The organism is Vibrio sp. McD22-P3 (assembly GCF_021568915.1).
GTDB classification, from domain to species: domain Bacteria; phylum Pseudomonadota; class Gammaproteobacteria; order Enterobacterales; family Vibrionaceae; genus Vibrio; species Vibrio mediterranei.
Genome location: NZ_JAKGTN010000028.1, coordinates 44,157 through 64,523 on the forward strand (window position 1 = coordinate 44,157; position 20,367 = coordinate 64,523).

Sequence of the window (20,367 nt, forward strand, 5' to 3'; positions counted from 1 at the left end):
ATGAAACTGCCCAAGATAACCAGCCTTTATGGCCGTATCTTTGCCATATTCTGGTTTACCATGTTATTGGTCCTCATTGCGGTGCTTGCTTTACCGCACCTTGATCCGCGCGTCACTAAAGAGATTTCCGGAGAGCCACTACAACAGTTATTGTCCTTAAGAGATAAAGTAGAAAAACGTTTTGAAGGACAAACCAACCTTGGGCGTATTATCTATCAGCTTGATAAACCTGAACCTAAACATATGGGTAACCGTAAGCCACGTAGCCCAAGTATGTTTATCGTTGATAAAGAAGGTAACATTCTCAGCACACAGAAACACCCGGATTTTAAGACCAAAATCCTCAAGAATTTTATCACCTCTGTTGACTCATTCGATACACCAATGCAGAAACTGTATGGCCGCTACATGCTCGCAGGTCCCGTTCCGATTAAACTAGCCAAACAAGATTTTTATCTGTATATCGGCTTACGTTGGACAGAGCCGCCACCGTTCTTGCTGCGAATGTTTGATAAGCCATTCCAACTGCTATTTGCCGTAATGGCGGTCAGTACCCCACTACTCTTGTGGCTCGCATGGGCACTAAGCCAACCCGCGAGAAGATTAGAGCGTGCAGCGAAGCGAGTAGCAAATGGTGAGTTCAAGCAGGATCCTGAGTTGGAAAAAGGCACATCCGAGTTCAAGCAAGCAGGCAGCAGCTTTAACCAAATGGTAATGGCCGTGAATCAAATGATCTCTGGACAGCAGCGTTTATTGTCCGATATTTCTCATGAACTACGCTCGCCACTCACTCGCTTGAGAATGGCAACGGCACTCGCAACTCGTAAGCAAGGTGAAAGCCAAGAACTGTTGCGTATTGATACTGAAGCTCAACGATTAGAACAGATGATTGGCGAGCTTTTAGAACTGTCACGCATGAATACTGACAGCCATGTCACACGCGAGTCACAACCAGCTAGCAGCTTATGGGAGGAGATCTTCAGCGATGCTGAGTTTGAAGCAGAGCAAGTAGGCAAGACCTTACGCTTTACCACTATCCCAGACGTCACAGTCACTGGTAACCCAAAACTGCTCATGAGCGCTATTGAGAACATTGTAAGAAATGCCATTCGCTACGGCACAACCACCATTGATATCACCCTGTCTACTCATAAAGAGACATTGCTGATTACTGTGGAGGATGACGGTCCAGGCGTACCAGATGACGAGCTACAAGATATTTTCCGTCCGTTCTACCGAGTATCAACGGCTCGCGATAGAGACTCCGGAGGCACGGGTTTGGGACTTGCTATAACACAGAGCGCAATCTTGCAGCATAGTGGTCAGATAACAGCATCGCGAAGCCATTTAGGTGGTTTAAAGATGCATGTCGAGCTCCCGCTATAAAGTCGGCACGAAACTGACATTGTATTTATACTCAAATAGGCACGGTATGTGGTAGCCTCGACGTCTTGCTCAATACACAGAATAAAGAGAACTCAGCCGATGAAAATCTTCAGCAACTTTGAAAGTGGCAATATCCAAGTCGTCAAAGCCGATGACAAAGATGATATCCAACTTAAAATCGTCAACGACAATCAGTCAGAATTTTATCAGTGGTTTCACTTTCGCTTGGAGTCAACACCTGAGCTAGCACATACCATTAAGATCATAGACTTAGCTAAGTCAGCCTATCCAGAGGGCTGGAAGGGATACGATATTGTCGCGTCCTACGATCGTGAGGAGTGGTTCCGTATTCCTTGTGACTTTGACGGTGACACCTTGAGCTGTAGCTTCCTTCCAGAGAGAAGTTCAATGTACTTCGCTTACTTTGCTCCCTACAGCTACGATCGCCATCTCGATTTATTACACATGGCTCAAAACGAACACCACTGTACCCTTGAAACTCTAGGCCATACTCTTGATGGTAACGATATGTCGTTGCTAACGTTTGGTGAGCCAGAAGAAGGTAAGAAGAACATTTGGATCATTGCACGCCAGCATCCAGGTGAGTCTATGGCGGAATGGTTTATTGAAGGTCTAATTCAGCGTCTTGTTGATGACAGCGACACCGCCGCTCAAGCCTTACTTGAGCAAGCCGTTGTGTATGTGGTACCAAATATGAACCCTGATGGCAGCATTCGCGGCCACCTTAGAACCAATGCAGTGGGCGTGAACCTTAACCGTGAATGGCAAACGCCTTCTATGGAACAGAGTCCTGAAGTCTATCTAGTACGTGAACGTATGCTGCAAACCGGTGTGGATATGTTCCTTGATATTCACGGTGACGAAGCAATTCCATACAACTTTGCTGCTGGCTCTGAAGGGATCCCATCTTATGATGAGCGCTTAGCATCACTGGAATCGGCGTTCAAACAGGCGCTACTGACTATCACACCTGAGTTCCAAGACGACTATGGCTATGATAAGGATGAACCGGGTAAGGCTAACCTAACGGTTGGCTCTAATTGGGTTGCAGAGCAATTTAAGTGCTTGTCTTACACCATTGAAATGCCATTTAAGGATAACAATAACTATCCCGATCCTTTCTACGGTTGGTCACCTGAGCGCAGTATTAAGTTTGGTCATGACATGGTAGCGGCAACGCTAGCTGTGACGGATAAGCTTTAATCTCGCAGTTAGAGTATCTCGTCACTTCTGCCTGCGCAGAGGCGACGATAATTGGGGTTACGACATACTCTATAACATAGTCATTCCTGTATAGACAGGAATCTACTTGAGGCTTGATGCGCGCTATGGGTAGTTCCCCGCCTTCGCGGGGATGACGACAATTTTAACTACGACGTACTCTACAACGTCGTCATTCCTGTGTAGACAGGAATCTACTTGAGGCTTGATGCGCGCTATGGGTAGCTCCCCGCCTTCGCGGGGATGACGACAATTTTAGCTACGACGTACTCTACAACGTCGTCATTCCTGTGTAGACAGGAATCTACATGAGGCTTGGTGTGCACTTTGGGGAGCTCCCCGCCTACACGGGGATGACGATAGTTTTCAGGATAACGATAAGCTTGAAGGATGCCGTTCTTTTTACTCTTCAGGTATACTCATCTCATTGTTTAGTATGAGTCGACAGCCAATATGTTTGATATCGCCCTTTACGAGCCAGAAATTGCTCCTAATACCGGAAACATCATCCGACTTTGTGCCAACTGTGGCGCAAACCTACACCTAATTGAGCCACTTGGTTTTGATTTAGAAGAGAAGAAAGTGCGTCGCGCCGGTCTCGACTATCATGATCTGGCTCGCGTCAAACGTCATAAAGACTACGCCGCCTTTATCGCTTACCTTGAAGAGAACAATCCGAGCTACCGCTTGTTTGCTTGCACCACAAAAACCACCGGCCATCACACGGATGCGAAGTACCAGCAAGGTGATGTATTGCTATTCGGACCAGAGACCCGCGGCCTGCCCGCAGAAGTGATTGAAAGTCTACCAATGGAGCAACGCATTCGCATTCCGATGATGCCAGATGCGCGCAGTTTAAACCTATCCAATGCGGTGGCGATTATTGCCTATGAAGCGTGGCGACAGTTTGGTTTTGAAGGGGCGGTTTAAGCCCTTTTTAGCGAGAGCGTTAACCGAGCCTGAAATTCAGGCAATAAAAAACCCAGCACTAGGCTGGGTTTTCAATACATAACAAGAAGAAACCTATCAATTACTTGATTTTAGCTTCTTTGTACATAACGTGTTGGCGAACAACTGGATCAAACTTTTTGATCTCAAATTTGCCTGGCATGTTACGCTTGTTCTTGTCAGTTGTGTAGAAGTGACCAGTACCAGCAGATGATACTAGACGAATTTTCTCACGAATGCCTTTAGCCATTGCTTAATTCCTCTTATACGTTCTCGCCACGAGCACGGATATCAACAAGAACAGCATCGATGCCTTTCTTATCAATAATACGCATACCCTTAGCGGTCAGACGTAGTTTAACAAAGCGTTTTTCGCTTTCTACCCAGAAACGATGAGTTTGTAGGTTCGGCAGAAAACGACGCTTGGTAGCATTTCGTGCGTGTGAACGGTTGTTACCCGTTACAGGACGCTTACCAGTTACTTGGCATACTCGGGACATGAATGTCTTCTCCAAATCGTTTCAGCTCGATATCAACCTTGGTGGCCGAACCTCAATTATAAGAGGCCATAACCATTATGGAGTACCCATACAAGGCTATCAAAGGTCGCGCATTATACTAACTTGACATGCATTGCTCAAGACCCGAACAGATCCTTTTTTAAGGATTTGCTGATCTTTTTCACTTTGAGCTGATGTTGGTTGATAATTTAGTGCGCGAATCATAGCAGAAAATCACCAAAACAAAAGCTCTGTATCACAGTTATTACAATAAAATGTACTTTCTTCTATTTAGGCCGCTAAATCCAGCCTCTTTCTGCAAAAGAGACGACTTCCCCATCTCCAACAACGAAATGGTCCAAAACTCGAATATCGACTAAACCGAGTGCATCAGATAACCGTCTAGTGATACGCCTATCGGCTTGGCTGGGCTCTGCCACTCCCGAAGGATGATTATTTATCGGGAACTGGTCAAATAACTTCATTATTGTTGACAATCGAGGCTGTGGTAGGAGCTTAAGTATAGGAAACGTTTTTTAGACTACACTTTCAACATAAGCACCCACCCGATATTATTAGGGGTATTAATGCGCAAGGTGAAAGTTCCAGATTGTCAGTATGCAGTTAGCCCGATCACCAACCAACCGCAGTTTTGTGATGTGTATGTGTTACTCGACAACGATGGGCAGATGTTATTCCACGAAAACCTGTGGCTAACGGCTATTGCCAAAGTCAGTCCGCCCAATACGGCCAGGGGTTATGCCGACGACCTGCTTTCCTTTGTCCGCATGGCCAAGCCATTAGGCGGATGGTCGGCTATTGGCCAACCTGAAATGACCGGTTACCTGCACGGTGAGCTGTTTCAGGGCCGGGGTTACAAAAAAACCACCATGCAACGCCACATTGCCACGCTGAAACAGTTTTACCAGTGGCAGGAGGAAAAGGGTTACCTCGACGCGGTGCCCGATTTTGAGTGGGCCTACGAGCACCTGTACACAAAAGACCCTGTGGACAAAAGCGCCCACCATTCCTATCAACACAGCTTCCACTCGTTGTATATCGATAAAACCGAGTTTCACGACACGCTGTTACCAGCAGTGAACTCCGCCGATGAATTTATCCGCCTGCGTGACCGACTTTGTCTGCGCTTGGGTTACGAGTGCGGCACCCGGGCGCATGAGGTTCACGATCTCAACACGGTTGAAGTGCACAATGCGATTGCCAAGGCACGGGAAGAAAATGACGGCCTGTGGGCGGCTGCCACAGTAAGGATCACTGGTAAGGGTGCCAGCAACCGCGACCTGCTCATTACCCCAAAACTATGTGAATTCATCTGGGATTACCTGACCAAGCACCGCAACGGCATCAACCAAGGGCGCGGATCGCTGATTTGCACCCGTCAGGGCCAGCCGATGCAGGACCCGAAGCACGCCAGCACCGTATTCGCAAAAGCGTGCCGCAAGGCCAAGCTGAAACGCGTACACAAGCAAGGGTATCACCGGTTGCGCAAGAGCTTTGGTACCAATCTGGTTCAGGATTTGAACGACGAAGGCCGGGGGAGTGAGGCCTGGATACTGATTCCTCGACGCCTGGGTCACAAAAATGTCGATACCACCATGCTATATATTCAGTTCGATGCGCTGCGAAACAACCGCAGCCAGGTACTCAAAGAATTGCACATGAGTAAGGCCAAGTACAAGGCCACACAGCGCTAGCAGGGCAAGGAGGCAGCATGAAGCTCTTCACAACCGCTGACGTGATTGATATGGTCGCTGACGGCCGTCTGGTGTTGAGTAACCTGCCCTGCCGACGTCTGAATCAGCGCCAGGTAGTGATTGAAGTGGAGAACAAGGCCAGAGTGGACGTATTGACCTCGCCCGAGCGCTATGCCGACGACGCCCTTGTCCACACTCTGCTGGACTACTTCACCCAATCAAAGTATGCGGTGCGGGTGGGTATCCACCAGAAAGGACAGCTCAACGCTGCGGTGCGGGCGTTTTTTGCCTTTCTTGACACAAATGATTATCCCATCACGACCGAGGAAGAAGATGGCAACATCGTAAACGTACCGCTGCCTGCGCACTGCTTCAGCGACTGGCTTGACCACCTGAAAACCACCGAGACCGAACATAACGTATGGCGGCGCATGGCGGATCTCCGCAAAGTGCTGCGTGGTGCGCTGGAGAAGCGCTTCGGCATTCAGCGGTCAAAGTGGTCAGCGGCACTCAAAAGCGCCTGGCAGATGCTAGACGCCAACACGCCGAAAAAGCCTAAACACGAGAAGTTACCGCCACTTGGTGCCTACCTGGGTATCCCGTCAGACCAGTTCACCAATGATGAGTTAAAAAATGGTTTGCGCTATGGGGTGATTTGGCTGCTGCAGCGCATGCAAGCACAGCGTGAGGCATTTGTCGCCAAACCTGCTATTCAGCATGCGCTGGATGAGCTTCAGGGCAGCACGCCAGTTCAATTTGCTCAGGCATTTAGCGGGCTAAGTGATTTTTTGCACAGGTATGAGCCTCGCCCAGAACGACCAAACAACCGCGAACGTCATTCCCGTGTCGCTCACGTCGCCTGGCAGGTGATCCAAGCCGACCCGCTACTGACAGAATGGCAGTGCTACTGCTTTACCCGGCTACGCTCGACCTTGATGCCGGAGGCGAATAGTGAGGCGCACCCAATAGCGCCAGAGGTACAACAAACCCTCCTAGCACGCTGCGTCAATCCAGACGGCAGTTTGCGCGCGGCACCCAAGGGTTATGGCCGAAACGATACCGACTGGGCGCCGCTCAAGCCCTGGCTGGGAGCGGCGGGACGCGGCGTTGTTGCTCCAAAACCCTGTTGCTGGGGCAAAGATTGGCTGGCGCACAGCAAACTGGAACTCTTGCTAATGGTGTGGTTGCTGGCCTCCGAGCGTGCTCAAACCAGCGGCATCAAATTGCTGACGTTCGACGGGGTGTGGGTTCAGCGTCGTGAATTGCAGATTTCAACCCTCAAACTGCGCCGCGCCAGCGACCCCTGCGCCAAGCCTCTCAGCACCGACGTTCACACCGAGATGTACCGCCAGCATGAAGCTCCCTTCGGTGTGTATCACACCTGGCTGCTGCAGGCGCTGAAAGCACAGGCGGCACTGGCCGGGTGGAACACGGATAATCGGTATGTGTATGGCTCGACAAACCAGTTTAAGGGCGTGATTTGCGGGAATATGACACGTGCTCTGACCGCCACCTTTCTACCACTCGAACTGCTCAGCGTGCGGGGGACAGTGTGGCATGACACCTTCATTGCTGAAACCGGCAATACCCGGGAGGCACAGGCGTTTATCGCTATCCTAGCCAATCGTGTAGCTCAGATACACGCCAACCCGAGCGCCACGGTTACGTTGCCCGTCGGACCGATAGGGCAAAGCCTAGTAGTCGAGCAGGAGCTGGAAAATAACCGGAACGACACCCACAGCGAGATAGAAAACGAGGTCATGGGACACAACAAAAGTACCGGACGCAATGTGTACAAGGATGGTTTCAAAAGCGCAGGCGTCAGCGAAATCCTGGCCCCGGTACAAGCCTTTGCCCGCAAGGTGGGTGACGGCAAAATCGAACTGGCGCAGCAGATGGCTAGGCACCTGAACGAACAATCCCGCCCGGTCTCCCTAACCGAACTGGAAAAACTGTGCGACATCGACACTGCCCGCGCAAACCAGCGGGACCTGCTAGCCACTCTCGGCGCGCAGGACAAGCTGACCATCACCGGTGAAATCGGTCTCGGCGACCAGTTGCTGATTGTGCAGACTGACCTGACCGCCGCCATGATGTGGGGGTATATCCAGCATCTTGAAGCATCCTTGCCTGAATTGGTGGCCAGTGACCGAGACGAAACCACGCTGCGTCACCTGGCCCAGTACCTGCACCTGACCGACACCTTCACCCGGCTGGATAACGGCTTACAGCAAGCCGGGAAACGACTGGCCAAAGACATGCAGTTCCCGTTCCCACCCCTGAGCTGAACAAGGAGCAAACACCGATGCCCGTACTACTTTCCGACCTTCAGCAGCAGCGGCTGGACCAGTTGCAGGTAGCGTTAGACCCAGATGCGACGTGGAAACTGCGTGTCGATAGAGGCTCGGCCGGCATTCAGCATTTAACGATGGACTGGATCACCTATCCGGTAGCCCAGGCGCAGCGCCTGCTGGCCCAGCGTCTGTTGCTCGATTGGTGGTCCCCGGCGGTGATCAACGGCAACACCACGATTAAAGACAACGCTTATCGTCAGGCTGATACCTTGCTGCGCCTGTTGGCGTTGGCTGATGAGCATTACCCAGGCAGGGCACTATGCGAGCTGGACCAGGCCGACTGGGTTAAGCTAGTGGTGCTGATGATATTCAGAATCTGGAATAGCAACGAGGCGGGAGAGCGGTCTCTGGTCGCCACCGACCAACCTCTGGCTGTTCAAAGACTTGAGAGTACGATTACGGTGCTTAATCGGTGGTTGGATAGTTATCAGACTGGCAATGTCAACGACGGCCCGGACTGTAAACTCACTAGCACGTCGGTTGAAAAAGCGCTGAAAACGGAGCTGAAGGCATTTGGTACCGACCTAGATGCCTGGAAACAGGGCGGTAGTTACGGCGCCGTGCCGTTCGTGCTCGCCCATCTACTGCTGGGCGATGCGCTGGACACCCTGCACGCGCTGCGCACCAAGCAACTGCTAGCCTATTTTACCACGGTGCGCGAGCATAACGCCCACAACCTAGTGTCGGCGTTTTGGAGTGGCTGTGCAAGCGCGAAACCCACGCAGCTGTGGGCTTACCGCGCCAGCGGCAATATCAGTGCGTTGACCGTAAGCCGTGAATCGGGTGGAGAAGACAGTGATATCAACCGGGCAAAAGCCGAGATTGCAAAGCCGCTGCACACCAAACTGCGAGCGCTGCAGGCAGAGCATGCACCCGACATACCGTTCACCTTTCCTTGGCAGAGCTATACAGACCTGTTGGCAGACTACAACGCGCTGCAGGGTGCGCTGTATATCATTTTCTTGTCGGTGATGGGCAAACGCGGGCCGAGCGAGGTTCGTACCCTGCGCGGCATCGACATCACCCGTCCAGATGCTGAGGCCGGTCAGGAGGCGGTGATGAGACCCAGCATCGAGAAAACCAACCAGGGGCTTCGCGAGACCCAAGGCGTAACCAACTTCATCGACGACGGTTTCGAGGTACTGCTACAGCTCGGCTATCACGATAAAACCGGGACCAATTTGCCGCTGTTCAGCGCCCTACCGCCCCTACTTCAAGCCAGCAAAACACCCACCCGAATGTCGATATGGTCGGCGAGTGACCGACTCCACACCTACTACACCGCCTTTTGCGATCGGGTCGCCGAAAAAGTCGACTTCAACGTGCAGGAGATGCATACCAGCATCACCAGCCACCAGTTTCGCCACAGCTTCGCGGAGTTCGCCCTACGCAAGTTTGACGGCAACGTGGAAGAGCTTATCCGCCAGCACTTCTGCCACGCCTATAACCACTGGTGGACCAGGCGCTACACCGGCGACAAGTTGGATGCGCAGGACCGGGAGCGCATTAATCGCAGATATGTCCGTGAGTTGGTGCCACGCATCGTCTATGACCATGCCGACGATCCGGATTTCGTCGGTGGCGTGGCCACGTTTATGAAACAGGAGTTTACCGACAAGGTCCGCATCTTAAGCCCGGAGCAGACAGAAGCGCATATCGAGTCCCTGTGTGATGAGGTCATCCAGGTGACGGCCCACGAATATGGCTTCTGCCTGCTGCTGAAACGATTCCGCAGCATGGCCAATTGTGCTGACGAAAATGGCAATCCCAACCCGGCGGGTACCTCGATGGAAAAGTGTAAGACCTGCCCCAACTTCTGCGCGTCACGAAAAAGCCACCTGACCAAACACCAAGTCACGGTCATCAGCCACGCCGACTTTATTGAGCAGAAAACGATGACATTGCCGATCTTGAAGGAGAGCAGCCGCCAGGCCATTCGCAACTCAGTGAAACTGTTCCCTGAGTTGGCCCACTTCGCCGAGGGTATAGCATGAGCGTTCGCGACAAACTCCTCAAACCGAAATCCACCGAGTCAGCGCCTGAGCCAACCAAGTTGCCAACCTGGGTGACAGAGGGCTCAGACACCACCCAGACGCTGTATCATGCCGCGCAGCAGGAATACAAGCATATCTGTGGGCTGATCGTATCGGGCAAAGCTGAGAGTCCCAAAGACCGTCGACTGGTACCCGCAAAAATCGCGGCTCGGGCCAAGTTGGACCGCAGTAATATCAACCCACGTCGCCAGTTCGAGTTGTGTCAGTGGATTGAGGATAAAAACGGCGACCTGGCAGTCCTGTTCGACCTGCATAAACCCGCGCGCCAGCCTGCCAAATCCCAGTCAAAGCGTGAGTTGCAGCGCGAAATCACGCGCCTGCGCAATGGCACCAAGGTGCAGACCGACGCCGAGCGCCGGGCGATTGTCGAGGCTTTTTTCAGTAGCAATATGCTGGATGACCGCTCCAAACTCAATCGAGAAAACAGTCGGTTGAAGCTGGAGAACGAGCAACTGAATGACCAGGTTGCCCGCCTGCAACAGACCGGGCGGGAAAACGACCGATTGATAGCGCGGTTGATGGGAATACTGACCCCGGAGCAACGTGCACAGCTGCAAGACATATCGCTGGTGCCGAAAGCAGGAGGGCCACAGGATGTCTGAAAAACGACTATCACCAGAAGAGCTTCAGCAGGTTGGCCTGCCCGAAATCGACATGCACGACGATAACCCAACCAAACTGACCAAGCTGTTTGCGCACTATCGCACCAGCGGCAAACCGCTGCCCAGCTACGGGGTTAATGAGGACGGTGATGTCCAACTCAACCAAAGCTTGCTGGCACGTCTTGGCAAAATCCGACAGGGCAAGCAGGTGTTCAAGCGCGACTACGCCCGTGAGATGCTTGAAGCGGCCATCGCCGACTGCGGGCTCGAAGAGCGGGACACGCCCGAGGCCGTATCCGATGCCGAAACTGTGCGCGAAGCGATGCAGGACAACATCAACTCGGTGCGACGCGAAATGTCCGGTGTCGATGACAAACTTCAGGAGGCGTTGACCAAGGATAACTTTTTGAAGGCAAACCAATGCACGTCTATGTAATAGTACTAGAAAATCAGAGCCCACCCATCGCGAACATGAAGAGTTGCATCCGGAGTTGTGTCAATATTTCTTGTGCTAACATGTACAGAAGTAAACAAAGATGGAGGTGATAATGCAAGCCCTAAGCTCTTGGATATTTAGCTTTGATGGCGTATTTACCCTCTTGGCTATTACATTGGTTAGCATCTTGCTTTTTCTGTCTGGGTCGGCTACACGGCTCACCGATTAAACAAAGAACAGGCTAAAAATCATCCCCCGAAAAAATCAAATTCAGCAAATTAAAGTTGAAAGCACCTCTGTGGCTGATCTGCTCTTGGCAGATTGGATACTTAGTTAAGTGAACTTTCCATACTTGAGGTTATTCGTTTTTCGCTAATTAAAGCAAAAACAGTATCAGTACGATTTGGCTAGCAAACTTTTGCCCCATTGTGTTTTACGTTAGTTTTTGTGCAAGGTATTTAGCTTGGTATTTGACTTACTTTTTCTTATCACAAAAATTCTAACTATGAGGCCAAATTTGATCTTCCCAAACATAGTAACTCACTTAGATACAGCTATTTTTGTACTGACAACTGTATTAATCTAGTGTCATAACGTTATTGCTGAATTTATAAGGAAATCTTAGTGGCCGTACAAACGAATGATCCTAATAAGCATGGGTTAAGACGCTATATTGAAGAGCCAATCCGAAAGCAAATTAGAGAAGATGCTGGATATGGCTGTGTGGTATGCGGAACACTGTTTTGCGACTATGAGCATATCGAACCAGAATTCCATGATGCAGAGCAGCATGATCCCGAAAGAATGACTCTGCTTTGCGAAAGTTGCCACGGAAAGGTTACAGGAAAACGTAAATCTAAGAGACGAGTTTGGGAGGCTAAGGCTGATCCATATTGTAAAAAACACAATCACATAAGAGAAGAAATAGATCCCTCTGTGATGCCAACTATTCAAATTGGGACTAGTCACTTTAATGATGTTGAAATCATCTTGTCTTTACATGGCAAGCCTTTGGTGTGGTTAGAACCACCCACACAAAAAGGCGAACCATTTTTGGTTAGCGCCATATTTTACGATAACAAAGGTAAATATGTTGCGAGCATAAATCGAAATCAGTTTACTAGCGTTCTCGGCTCCCATGATGTGTGGGGGAAAGGCACACGTATTGAAATGCGACCACAAAAAGGAGTAGTAGGGTTAACACTCAACATTGAGGGTGATAAGCCCGTTAACATTGAACGAATTAAGATGAACTACTTGGGGCAATCCCTAGCTGTTAATAAAAAAGGTGAGATCAAGTTTGGCGGTTTGGCTATAAGCAGTATGCAAGTGAGCAATGGTCATACCGCGATTCATATTGGGGATACACCTCATATTCCACTCAGAGATATCTGGGGACAGTGGAAAACAATAACTGTTGCTTACAGGCTTGCTAAATACGGACAAAAAGTTACTACTATAAACGGCAGCAAGTGTGGTTGGGTGTTGGGGAACTGCCTTATCGACAAAAACTACAGAGTCGTTGCTCTACACCAGAACGGTGTTACGTCCACGATCACAGGTGAGTTCGTTGGCTCTCTTGTAGAACACCACAATGGGCGGTTTATGTTAGTTCACACTAACCATGAATATGATAACTATGAGCCAATCTGGGGTTCATCTATGGACAAAGCCACAAAGAACATTAGGGTTCATACGTTCGTGGATGTGACTCATCGAGTTTTTGGAATTCAGAGTCTTAGAACCCCCCCATATACTCCTAACTCAAGTGATTCCGTTCAATATCCAGAGCAACAAATGATAGCTCCACAACTGTCAAGCTATCAGCAAACTAACGATAGAATTACTATTGGTGACCGAGTGAACATTGACTTCCAAGGAAGAATTGACGGAGTTGCGTTTGAAGGTGGGAAAGCCAATAACTTTCCTCTCGTTGTAGGTGAAGGACGAATGATACATGGTTTTGAAGATGGCTTAGTCGGTAAAAAAGTTGGTGATGTGTTTGATATAGAAATCACATTTCCCGATGATTATCATGCTGAGAGTCTGAAAGGAAAGGTTGCGGTATTTTCGATTGTAGTAAACAAGACGGAAAGACGAGCTGAAAACGAATTGGTGTAAGAATTAAGTTGTTAAAAGGGAAACATCATCTCGAACTGCATCAGTAATACTAGACGACTCACTGAGCGACTTTCAATACCTAAAGTTATTCATGAGTCGCTAAATTAGTAATGCTACTGACATTGTTTTGTCCAATAGCGAGTTAATTTTATCACTGGTCGCTTGGCACATTCTCGTCGCGACCGACCAGCGGGCATAAGATCGAATATGAGCTGCCGACCTAATTATCTTCGGAACCGCTCAACTTATTAATAAGCTCTTTCCTCTCCTCTTCACTCAATTTTGCAATCAAGCAAGCTAACTTGGCAGAGCTTTCTTCCTCACAAAAGAAATAATTCAAAGGGACGCCAAGCTCGTCAGCAATGAGCTTTAGAGTCTGTATGTCAGGAGCGTGTTTGCCTTTCTCATACTGATTCATTCTGGCACTTGCCGAACCCTCATCCATACCTATTCTCACTCCCAAGGATTTCTGGGAGAGTTTAGCTTTTTTACGCGCTTCTTTGAGTCGCGCTGGGATTGGGTTAGTAAATGACATTTTCGGTTCATGTGTGAAAACCTACAGTAACTAAGATTTTCTTAGTTTTATCGATTTCTGTATACTAAGCAATCCTTAGTTTTTTGTTCTACAAGAGTTGTAAATGAAACGTTCGACGAAAATCAGTGCGATTATGCACAAATTATTGATTGAAAAAGGTATGGATGGTTTTTCGGTTATTGAACTACGCGACGCCTCTCTTTCTGTTTGTGATCTTAGGAAGGTGCCTGATGAGGCAAGAAAAATACTCTACAGACAAATCCTTCGTTTTGTGAGTAACGGTTGGCTTGAAAGTGAGGGAGAAGGACGAGATAAAAGATACTTTCAAACGGATTTGTTTCGCTCTCTTAATGTGAAACCCAAAGGAGAACGGAAGAATGCCTCCTCTCCAGCTAAACCCATTTCAGATTACTCAGTATTGCGCCATGAGCGAAACCAGTACAAAGCTGAGTTAGAGATTGTTCTGGGTGAGATCGACGAGTACCAATCGCTCAATCGTCGTTTCCCTGAACTGGAACAGCGGCTCAATCCAATGTTGCAGCAAGCGAGAGATCGCTCAGCACATCTATTTGGTAGAGTTAACGTACTAACCAACGTAATTAACACCATCTTTTCGGATGTTGCCGAATGTTGAGGAAATGGCAGCAAGAATGCTCTGAAAAAGCGTTACAAAACTACAAAAACATGCAACACCACTTTTTTTGCCAAGCCACTCCAGGAGCAGGGAAAACAGTATTGGCGGCACATATTGCTTCTAGATTGTTGAAGGATGACATGGTAGATCTTGTTTTGTGTTTTTCACCTTCGCTAACTGTATCAGATGGGATAAAAAGAACCTTTTCAGCAGTCCTAAATTGCACTTTTAATGGTGGGTTGGGTTCGATTGGGCAGTCGCTTACTTACCAATCTATTCAATTTCTCAGCGAAGAGTTTTGGCAGACACTACGTAACTATCGAGTATTTGTTGTGTTTGATGAGATACACCATTGCTCTGGCTCCGAGTATGAGAAAGCGAACGTTTGGGGACAACAGATCCTTACCAAGATTCAGGGGCTGGCTACCTATACATTAGCGCTTTCAGGTACACCTTGGCGTTCAGATGCATTACCGATAGTGATAGCGCGGTATAGCGACCCCGATGGGCAGATCTTGGTCGACTATCAATACACTCTCAAACAAGCCGTCGCTGACCATGTATGTAGAGCACCACGAATTGTACTCGTAGACAATGAACACTTGTCGATAACTAGCGACGGAAAAGAAGAATCGTTTTCATCGATTCTAGAGATGTTAAAGCAGACTAAAGCTCCTTATCGGAGCGTAATTCAAAATGAAGAAGCTATGGAATATCTGCTTGGACTTGGTTGTAGAAAGCTAGCGGAGATACGTACTCAAAATCAGAATGCCGGAGGGCTAGTCGTTGCTTCTTCTGTTCAACATGCCCAAGAGATTAAAAAGATACTTTTGCATAAGTATCAACAAACTGTTTCTATCGTGACCTATCGTCATGAGGCCCCTTTAGCTGAGATTGAACGTTTTCGGAAGAATAGTACTCAGTGGATAGTCAGTGTTGGGATGATTAGTGAGGGTACGGATATACCAAGGCTTCAAGTTTGTTGCCATATCAGCTCGATTAAGACAGAGCTCTACTTTAGGCAAGTGCTGGGGCGGATTCTACGAGTGAGTGATGCCTCGCACCAACAGGCTTGGTTATTCACGTTCGCAGAGCAAAGCTTGATAGAGTTTGCCGAGAGGATAGAACAAGATATTCCAGAATCTTGTATGTTCACTAAGGCAGGCCTTCCTGGAACTTTCGCAGCAAGTGAATCAGGACTAAAGGAAGTTGCTAAAGACCTCAATATTGGTCTCATAAGCAGCAATGTTGACTTGAGATGGAATGGTGCTGCTGACCTTGGTAGTATGGTAAATGGTGCTGCTAGTCTCGCTTATGAGGTTAAGTTTAGCGGGTTCAAACAGCGCATCATTTCAGCGTTTCAAACAGCTTAATAATGGATAAATGTGTGCTATTTAGTTTGCGCTTTATCGTTGAGACTCAAATGCAACCCGCTAATCGTCTTGTTAATACAGTGTCCGAAAAGACATCACATCACGTGGTAGTAGTTTTCTTCCACCTTTGAGCGTAGTTAAAGTGTTGCTGATTCGAAGTTGTACACAATATACCTCAACCAACAGTCAGCACACCAACCCTAATGATAAACCTGCTCCGTCTCCATCTTATGCACCCACTCGACGAAACGCACAGCTTCCTCCAAGACTGTAGTATCAAAGTTCACCGACAGATCCGTGTCAGCCATTGCAATCAAAAACAGAATGTCGAGATCAGAGAGCCCATTGACCAGGTGCCAATCTATTTCATCAGATTCGTACTTTTTGATAGCTTTTCGCAAAAGCGTAAAAAGCGGGGGGAGTTGTTGGTTCGAGACCAACTCCGCCGTATTGACCAGCGACAGTAGTAGTAGTTTCGTATACATGAGAACCAATCTATCAGGCTATCTAACAAAATTAGTTTGGAAAAAGTATGACCTTGTGTGACGTCGGCCAAGATTAGTAAACTGCTCCGCTCAGCATGGCTCTTCCGTGGCTATTGGATTATAATTAAACTGTATATATAACCAGTGTTAAGTGTATGTATAAGTCAATTCACATAGTTAGATCCTATCGCGTCGACAGGATAAACGAACATGGACCGATTGGGCACAATCGACATAATGACGGAACGGTAGAAGCTTTGCTCAAGAACGGCAAAACGTTTGCCGTTCCCTTCGGTGGCTTTATTGAAGGTAGTAATTTAGTTGGCCTGAAAAGGGTAAAGCTACTCCATATCCGCTACCTCTGCGACGATGAACAGGCGCTAGTACCAAGTTATCAGATACCGAAAAATCATTACATGGTTGGAGTTTTTCTTGAACGCAAGCTTTATGTCTTGCTTCTTGATGGTCAGCCAAAGCACTTTCTTGATAACAACGCTGATTTTGACGGAAAGAACAATGTGGTTAGGTTGATATAAGATGTCCAGTGTAGAACAGGTTTTCTCATGGTTGACTTGGTTTCTAGGGCAAACCTTACGTTATGGCTAGTAACTCAGTGCGCCATAAATTTATTAATCCACCATGGTATGTGATCATTAACATGCAGAAGCACTTTCTAAATCAAATGATAAGGATTTAAACTTCAGTGAATTTGAAAAAGCTCGATAAGTTGGGGGCGGATTATAATAACTTTGATCCTGGTATAGAACGTTCTGTTAGGTGCACATGGGCCCTACATATGTATATACAACATGTGTTTCGTGCAAAGCTTTCAGATTCATTTGTTCAAGAGATCAACAGAGCTAATGAAACTTTGGGGGTCACAGTAAAGAGCATTGATTTAAATGACTACAAACATGACTTTACGACATCAGAGACTCTCAATAAGTTGATTGAGGAAAGTGAATATCCAAAGTTCTTATGGATTTACGGTATGGGTGCTTTAAGAAACTCCCGTTTTTCAGGTTGGTTACGTTCTAAGTTAGCCGTGAGAGCCACCAAAAACTTGAGAGTGGTTTTTGTTGCTGATTCTCAAGAGGATTATCGGGAAGTTTTTTGTGACCAGAGAGCTCGCTTTTATCAATCTACGATGCCACTTCACATACATACTAGTGACTAACACTGCACAGAAGCGAGACAGACCGAATTGATTGTTCCGAAAGCAAGGAAAGGGCTGACTCAGAGCCTTCACCGTCGATGATTTCTAACCAATCATTGCCCCATTATCAGCCAGAGTAAATACTCATTCACATACTGTTCATATGTGTTTTCCCTACCAAATCTAATCCGATGAAAGAGGCTCAGAACATGCTCATTTTGGTTTGAGCAGGCAGAAATCGTATTGCTCCGAAGCCGACGGAGTTATACGGAAACTTTCGGTATTTTCTGAAGTTCAAATCCTAGGCGCTAGGCAATACGGGCATGAGATTGAACGTGAGTAAAATTAGCATTACTATTGGTTGCATATAATTACGAAAAAAAATCCGTCGATAAAGCGTTAAGTTTCTAGTCGAGGTCATATGAAAACTAAACTAATTCCGGATTGGAAACAATATGAGTGGCTGATAACTAAAATTTTGCATGATGAGTGCTCAGAACCGAATGTGACGGTATTAGGTGACTCGCGGATTAGAGGTGGGTACTCTGAAAGATCACGTCAAATAGACGTTTTGATTGAGCAAGGCTCTATTCGAGCGATCGTTGAGTGTAAGCATTATGATAAACCGATAGATGTTAAAGCTGCTGAATCCTTTATGAGTATGATGAATGATGTCGGAGCTAATTTTGGTGTATTAATATCTTCCAATGGTTTCACTTCTTCAGTTCCTAAAAGAGTCCGTGAGTTTGGCGATAGAATTAAACTTGAACATTTAGATTGGCAAGAAGCTTACAGTGAATCCTTTGCTGATGAGTCATATGGGCGTGTATCAGACATTTGTTCTCATTGTATTGAAAACTATAAAATTGGGCGGTCTGTTCCTGGGTTACTCTGTTGGAATCATGGGTTAGGCATTAATCAATTTGGTAAGTTATTTATGGGCTCAGTAGGGCGGTGTTTGAAGTGCAAATCGTACACTGTTTACTGTGATTCTTGCGGCTGGGTAACAGTTGCTGAACACGAAGAACCATGTTGCGAGTTGCGGGATGTCTTTTATGCTCACGTAGCAAAAGAAACTTACAAATAAGGATTAAGCGTTGCGTAGCCAACGTTAAAGCCCAAGTGTTGAACAAGCCCGAGCCTCTATGTAAGTAAATTGTGCGATCTGCTCTCGAAGGGTGGCGGCCTTGATGCTTTTCTCAAGGGCGAATAAGCTCTCCGTAAGGCAGAGCTTTCAACAAGTAATCCGTTGCATTCTGCACGTCAGTTTTGCTATTTGCCATACCTCTACATTAAGAAAAAAATGAGGTATTTGAATTGTACGCTTACTTTAATATTACAAGACCTAGAGATAGCTACCCGTTATGATGCGATGACACCTGAATGGGTTTATGATGAAACTTAAGCAATGTAGCTACATAGGGGCTGATAAATAACCGAGCGTTTGCGCAAGCATATTGGCATTATCTTGTATCCATTGAATATTGAAAGGCCCCCAAGATGATATGTAGTAGTGTCCATTCTTTTGCGCGCCTTTGAACCGGCATTCAATATCTAGTTCGTTTAACGCGTTAATCGTATCTTGGGCAGTCCGTCGAGGAATATCAATTTTTGATTGGATTTTTGGGATGGTATTACAGCCAGAATCTATAAGATAAGCAATATATAATCTGCGGTAGAATGAAGTTTTCGTTTTACTGGGCAACATACTTTCTTTCCTTGAGGAAAAGAGGAAGAGCATTTCGCTCTTCCTCTAATGATTAATCATCCGGGCGGGTTGATTTAATCCCGACTATCCTAACAAAGTAAAGCAATCAGAGCTAGTTAAGTTGCCTGTTGAGATAAGAAAGTTTCTTTTCGTGCGTTGAATCGCTCTACTAGGTCATCAATAGCTTCATCTGAATATGGTTTGAGGCCACTAACTACCATTCTTTTAACCCCTTTACCTATAATGATACCATCTTCTTTAAAGTTGAAATTTAACGTCACTATGCCTCGTTTCCCGTCAATATCAAAAGTAGCACCATTGAACTCGACTTCCGGGTGAGTTAGATCTAATCGAGAAAACTCCACTTCCATACTTTCGTAAATCACCAACGGCCTTTGGCAATTGATCATCATCTGCTTTTCCTTCATGAGCGGCACCATAATATGGGGGAAGTTCATACCTGAGAATTGAACGTAGTTTGAAACCACATGTTCGATAAACTCAAGAGAATGGCTGTGCTCGCCAGAATGGGAGAAGCGAAGATACTCCCTCCCACTATCATCGATAACAACAGATTCATTGTCATTTCTACTTTCAGCCTGAAGCTCTATACCGTCATTCACCATACCCAAAAAATCAAAACGCATTTTTTGACTTATACCTTCTTTATATAGCAGAGCTGCAAACAAAAGATCTCCGGGTACACAGAAACGTTTACTATCTTCGTCGTGAATTGGATTAAAGTCTCCGGCTACTTTTTTAGCAAAGTAACTTGCTTGTTGGCGCGTGAATTGAAATTTCGATTTTTCACATGAGATATAAGGAGTTAAAAACATACTTTGACACTATTAAACTAAAGCTGGTCGAAGTATAACTGATGTAGTTCCAAAGAATGGTCTATCCAGATATCAATTCAGCGTTCAAAACCAACAAAGTATTGTTCAAGGCATCAACATCTTGTAATATCGCGACTCATTTTCGGTCTTTTTATTCGTTCCTTGCTTCCTCTGGACGACCGACCAAACGTGGAAGCTAATAATCCGTAAGGAGCAACCAATGCGTCATTACGAAATCGTATTCATGGTGCACCCTGATCAAAGCGAGCAAGTTGCTGGCAT

General features: G+C 47.1%; 20 protein-coding genes and 2 pseudogenes. 15 read left to right on the forward strand and 7 right to left on the reverse strand.

All coding sequences use genetic code 11. The features are described 5' to 3' along the window. From cpxA to trmL, 3 genes are all read left to right on the forward strand, one after another. Positions 1–1,386: an envelope stress sensor histidine kinase CpxA gene (gene cpxA / locus L2W36_RS24235; protein WP_107307342.1), complete on the forward strand. Its 1,386-nt coding sequence runs from the start codon at positions 1–3 to the stop codon at positions 1,384–1,386. A 99-nt stretch (positions 1,387–1,485) separates the two neighbouring features. Beyond that, positions 1,486–2,610 carry a M14 family metallopeptidase gene (locus L2W36_RS24240; RefSeq protein WP_236111799.1) on the forward strand — a complete coding sequence of 375 codons (1,125 nt, stop codon included), beginning with the start codon at positions 1,486–1,488 and terminating at the stop codon, positions 2,608–2,610. A 471-nt stretch (positions 2,611–3,081) separates the two neighbouring features. Then, the gene (gene trmL / locus L2W36_RS24245) at positions 3,082–3,558 is read left to right on the forward strand and encodes a tRNA (uridine(34)/cytosine(34)/5-carboxymethylaminomethyluridine(34)-2'-O)-methyltransferase TrmL (protein ID WP_171390012.1); all 477 of its coding nucleotides are present in this window, start codon (positions 3,082–3,084) and stop codon (positions 3,556–3,558) included. 100 nt (positions 3,559–3,658) lie between these two features. Here the strand turns inward: trmL and rpmG are convergent, their stop codons facing one another. The 3 genes and pseudogenes from rpmG to L2W36_RS24260 form a co-directional block, all read right to left on the reverse strand. After that, positions 3,659–3,826, reverse strand: coding sequence for a 50S ribosomal protein L33 (rpmG, locus tag L2W36_RS24250; RefSeq protein WP_002535344.1), 168 nt, complete (start codon positions 3,824–3,826; stop codon positions 3,659–3,661). Positions 3,827–3,839: 13 nt separating this feature from the next. Beyond that, entirely contained in the window at positions 3,840–4,076 is a 237-nt protein-coding gene (rpmB, locus tag L2W36_RS24255) for a 50S ribosomal protein L28 (protein WP_004728407.1), read from the reverse strand. Between the two features lie 299 nt (positions 4,077–4,375). Further along, positions 4,376–4,534: pseudogene (locus tag L2W36_RS24260) on the reverse strand (JAB domain-containing protein); the annotation flags it as partial. A 129-nt stretch (positions 4,535–4,663) separates the two neighbouring features. Between L2W36_RS24260 and L2W36_RS24265 the strand changes: the two are divergent. From L2W36_RS24265 to L2W36_RS27575, 6 genes are all read left to right on the forward strand, one after another. Then, positions 4,664–5,791, forward strand: coding sequence for a tyrosine-type recombinase/integrase (locus L2W36_RS24265; protein WP_236111800.1), 1,128 nt, complete (start codon positions 4,664–4,666; stop codon positions 5,789–5,791). A gap of 17 nt (positions 5,792–5,808) precedes the next feature. Continuing rightward, on the forward strand, positions 5,809–8,079 hold the full coding sequence (locus L2W36_RS24270) for a hypothetical protein (protein ID WP_236111801.1): 2,271 nt from the start codon (positions 5,809–5,811) through the stop codon (positions 8,077–8,079). A 17-nt stretch (positions 8,080–8,096) separates the two neighbouring features. Further along, positions 8,097–10,139 (forward strand): hypothetical protein, encoded by a 2,043-nt coding sequence (locus tag L2W36_RS24275; protein ID WP_236111802.1) that lies wholly within the window; start codon positions 8,097–8,099, stop codon positions 10,137–10,139. Next, positions 10,136–10,801: a hypothetical protein gene (locus tag L2W36_RS24280; protein ID WP_236111803.1), complete on the forward strand. Its 666-nt coding sequence runs from the start codon at positions 10,136–10,138 to the stop codon at positions 10,799–10,801. Before L2W36_RS24275 ends, L2W36_RS24280 begins: the two co-directional genes overlap by 4 nt. Then, positions 10,794–11,237, forward strand: a complete 444-nt coding sequence (locus L2W36_RS24285; protein ID WP_062461718.1) for a hypothetical protein — start codon at positions 10,794–10,796, stop codon at positions 11,235–11,237. The genes L2W36_RS24280 and L2W36_RS24285 overlap by 8 nt, the downstream gene beginning before the upstream one ends. A gap of 624 nt (positions 11,238–11,861) precedes the next feature. Next, entirely contained in the window at positions 11,862–13,358 is a 1,497-nt protein-coding gene (locus L2W36_RS27575; RefSeq protein WP_443088408.1) for an FKBP-type peptidyl-prolyl cis-trans isomerase, read from the forward strand. A gap of 220 nt (positions 13,359–13,578) precedes the next feature. Here L2W36_RS27575 and L2W36_RS24295 read toward each other — a convergent pair whose 3' ends face one another. Then, on the reverse strand, positions 13,579–13,893 hold the full coding sequence (locus tag L2W36_RS24295; RefSeq protein WP_062463773.1) for a helix-turn-helix domain-containing protein: 315 nt from the start codon (positions 13,891–13,893) through the stop codon (positions 13,579–13,581). Positions 13,894–13,996: 103 nt separating this feature from the next. Between L2W36_RS24295 and L2W36_RS24300 the strand changes: the two genes are divergently transcribed. Together L2W36_RS24300 and L2W36_RS24305 are read left to right on the forward strand one after the other, a co-directional pair. After that, entirely contained in the window at positions 13,997–14,527 is a 531-nt protein-coding gene (locus L2W36_RS24300; RefSeq protein WP_236111804.1) for a hypothetical protein, read from the forward strand. Further along, the gene (locus L2W36_RS24305) at positions 14,521–15,900 is read left to right on the forward strand and encodes a DEAD/DEAH box helicase (RefSeq protein ID WP_236111805.1); all 1,380 of its coding nucleotides are present in this window, start codon (positions 14,521–14,523) and stop codon (positions 15,898–15,900) included. Before L2W36_RS24300 ends, L2W36_RS24305 begins: the two co-directional genes overlap by 7 nt. Before the next feature lie 200 nt (positions 15,901–16,100). Here L2W36_RS24305 and L2W36_RS24310 read toward each other — a convergent pair whose 3' ends face one another. Next, on the reverse strand, positions 16,101–16,385 hold the full coding sequence (locus tag L2W36_RS24310) for a hypothetical protein (protein ID WP_236111806.1): 285 nt from the start codon (positions 16,383–16,385) through the stop codon (positions 16,101–16,103). A gap of 155 nt (positions 16,386–16,540) precedes the next feature. Here L2W36_RS24310 and L2W36_RS24315 point away from each other — a divergent pair, with 155 nt between their 5' ends. From L2W36_RS24315 to L2W36_RS24325, 3 genes are all read left to right on the forward strand, one after another. After that, positions 16,541–16,921: a hypothetical protein gene (locus L2W36_RS24315; RefSeq protein WP_062463781.1), complete on the forward strand. Its 381-nt coding sequence runs from the start codon at positions 16,541–16,543 to the stop codon at positions 16,919–16,921. Positions 16,922–17,088: 167 nt separating this feature from the next. Further along, the gene (locus L2W36_RS24320) at positions 17,089–17,562 is read left to right on the forward strand and encodes a hypothetical protein (protein WP_062463783.1); all 474 of its coding nucleotides are present in this window, start codon (positions 17,089–17,091) and stop codon (positions 17,560–17,562) included. Positions 17,563–17,962: 400 nt separating this feature from the next. Further along, positions 17,963–18,628 (forward strand): restriction endonuclease, encoded by a 666-nt coding sequence (locus L2W36_RS24325; protein ID WP_236111807.1) that lies wholly within the window; start codon positions 17,963–17,965, stop codon positions 18,626–18,628. A gap of 327 nt (positions 18,629–18,955) precedes the next feature. Here the strand turns inward: L2W36_RS24325 and L2W36_RS24330 are convergent, their stop codons facing one another. Both L2W36_RS24330 and L2W36_RS24335 read right to left on the reverse strand, forming a co-directional pair. Continuing rightward, the gene (locus L2W36_RS24330; RefSeq protein WP_236111808.1) at positions 18,956–19,249 is read right to left on the reverse strand and encodes a helix-turn-helix domain-containing protein; all 294 of its coding nucleotides are present in this window, start codon (positions 19,247–19,249) and stop codon (positions 18,956–18,958) included. 116 nt (positions 19,250–19,365) lie between these two features. After that, positions 19,366–20,085: a DUF3581 family protein gene (locus L2W36_RS24335; protein WP_236111809.1), complete on the reverse strand. Its 720-nt coding sequence runs from the start codon at positions 20,083–20,085 to the stop codon at positions 19,366–19,368. Positions 20,086–20,305: 220 nt separating this feature from the next. Between L2W36_RS24335 and rpsF the strand changes: the two are divergent. After that, a pseudogene (rpsF, locus tag L2W36_RS24340) lies at positions 20,306–20,367 on the forward strand (30S ribosomal protein S6); the annotation flags it as partial.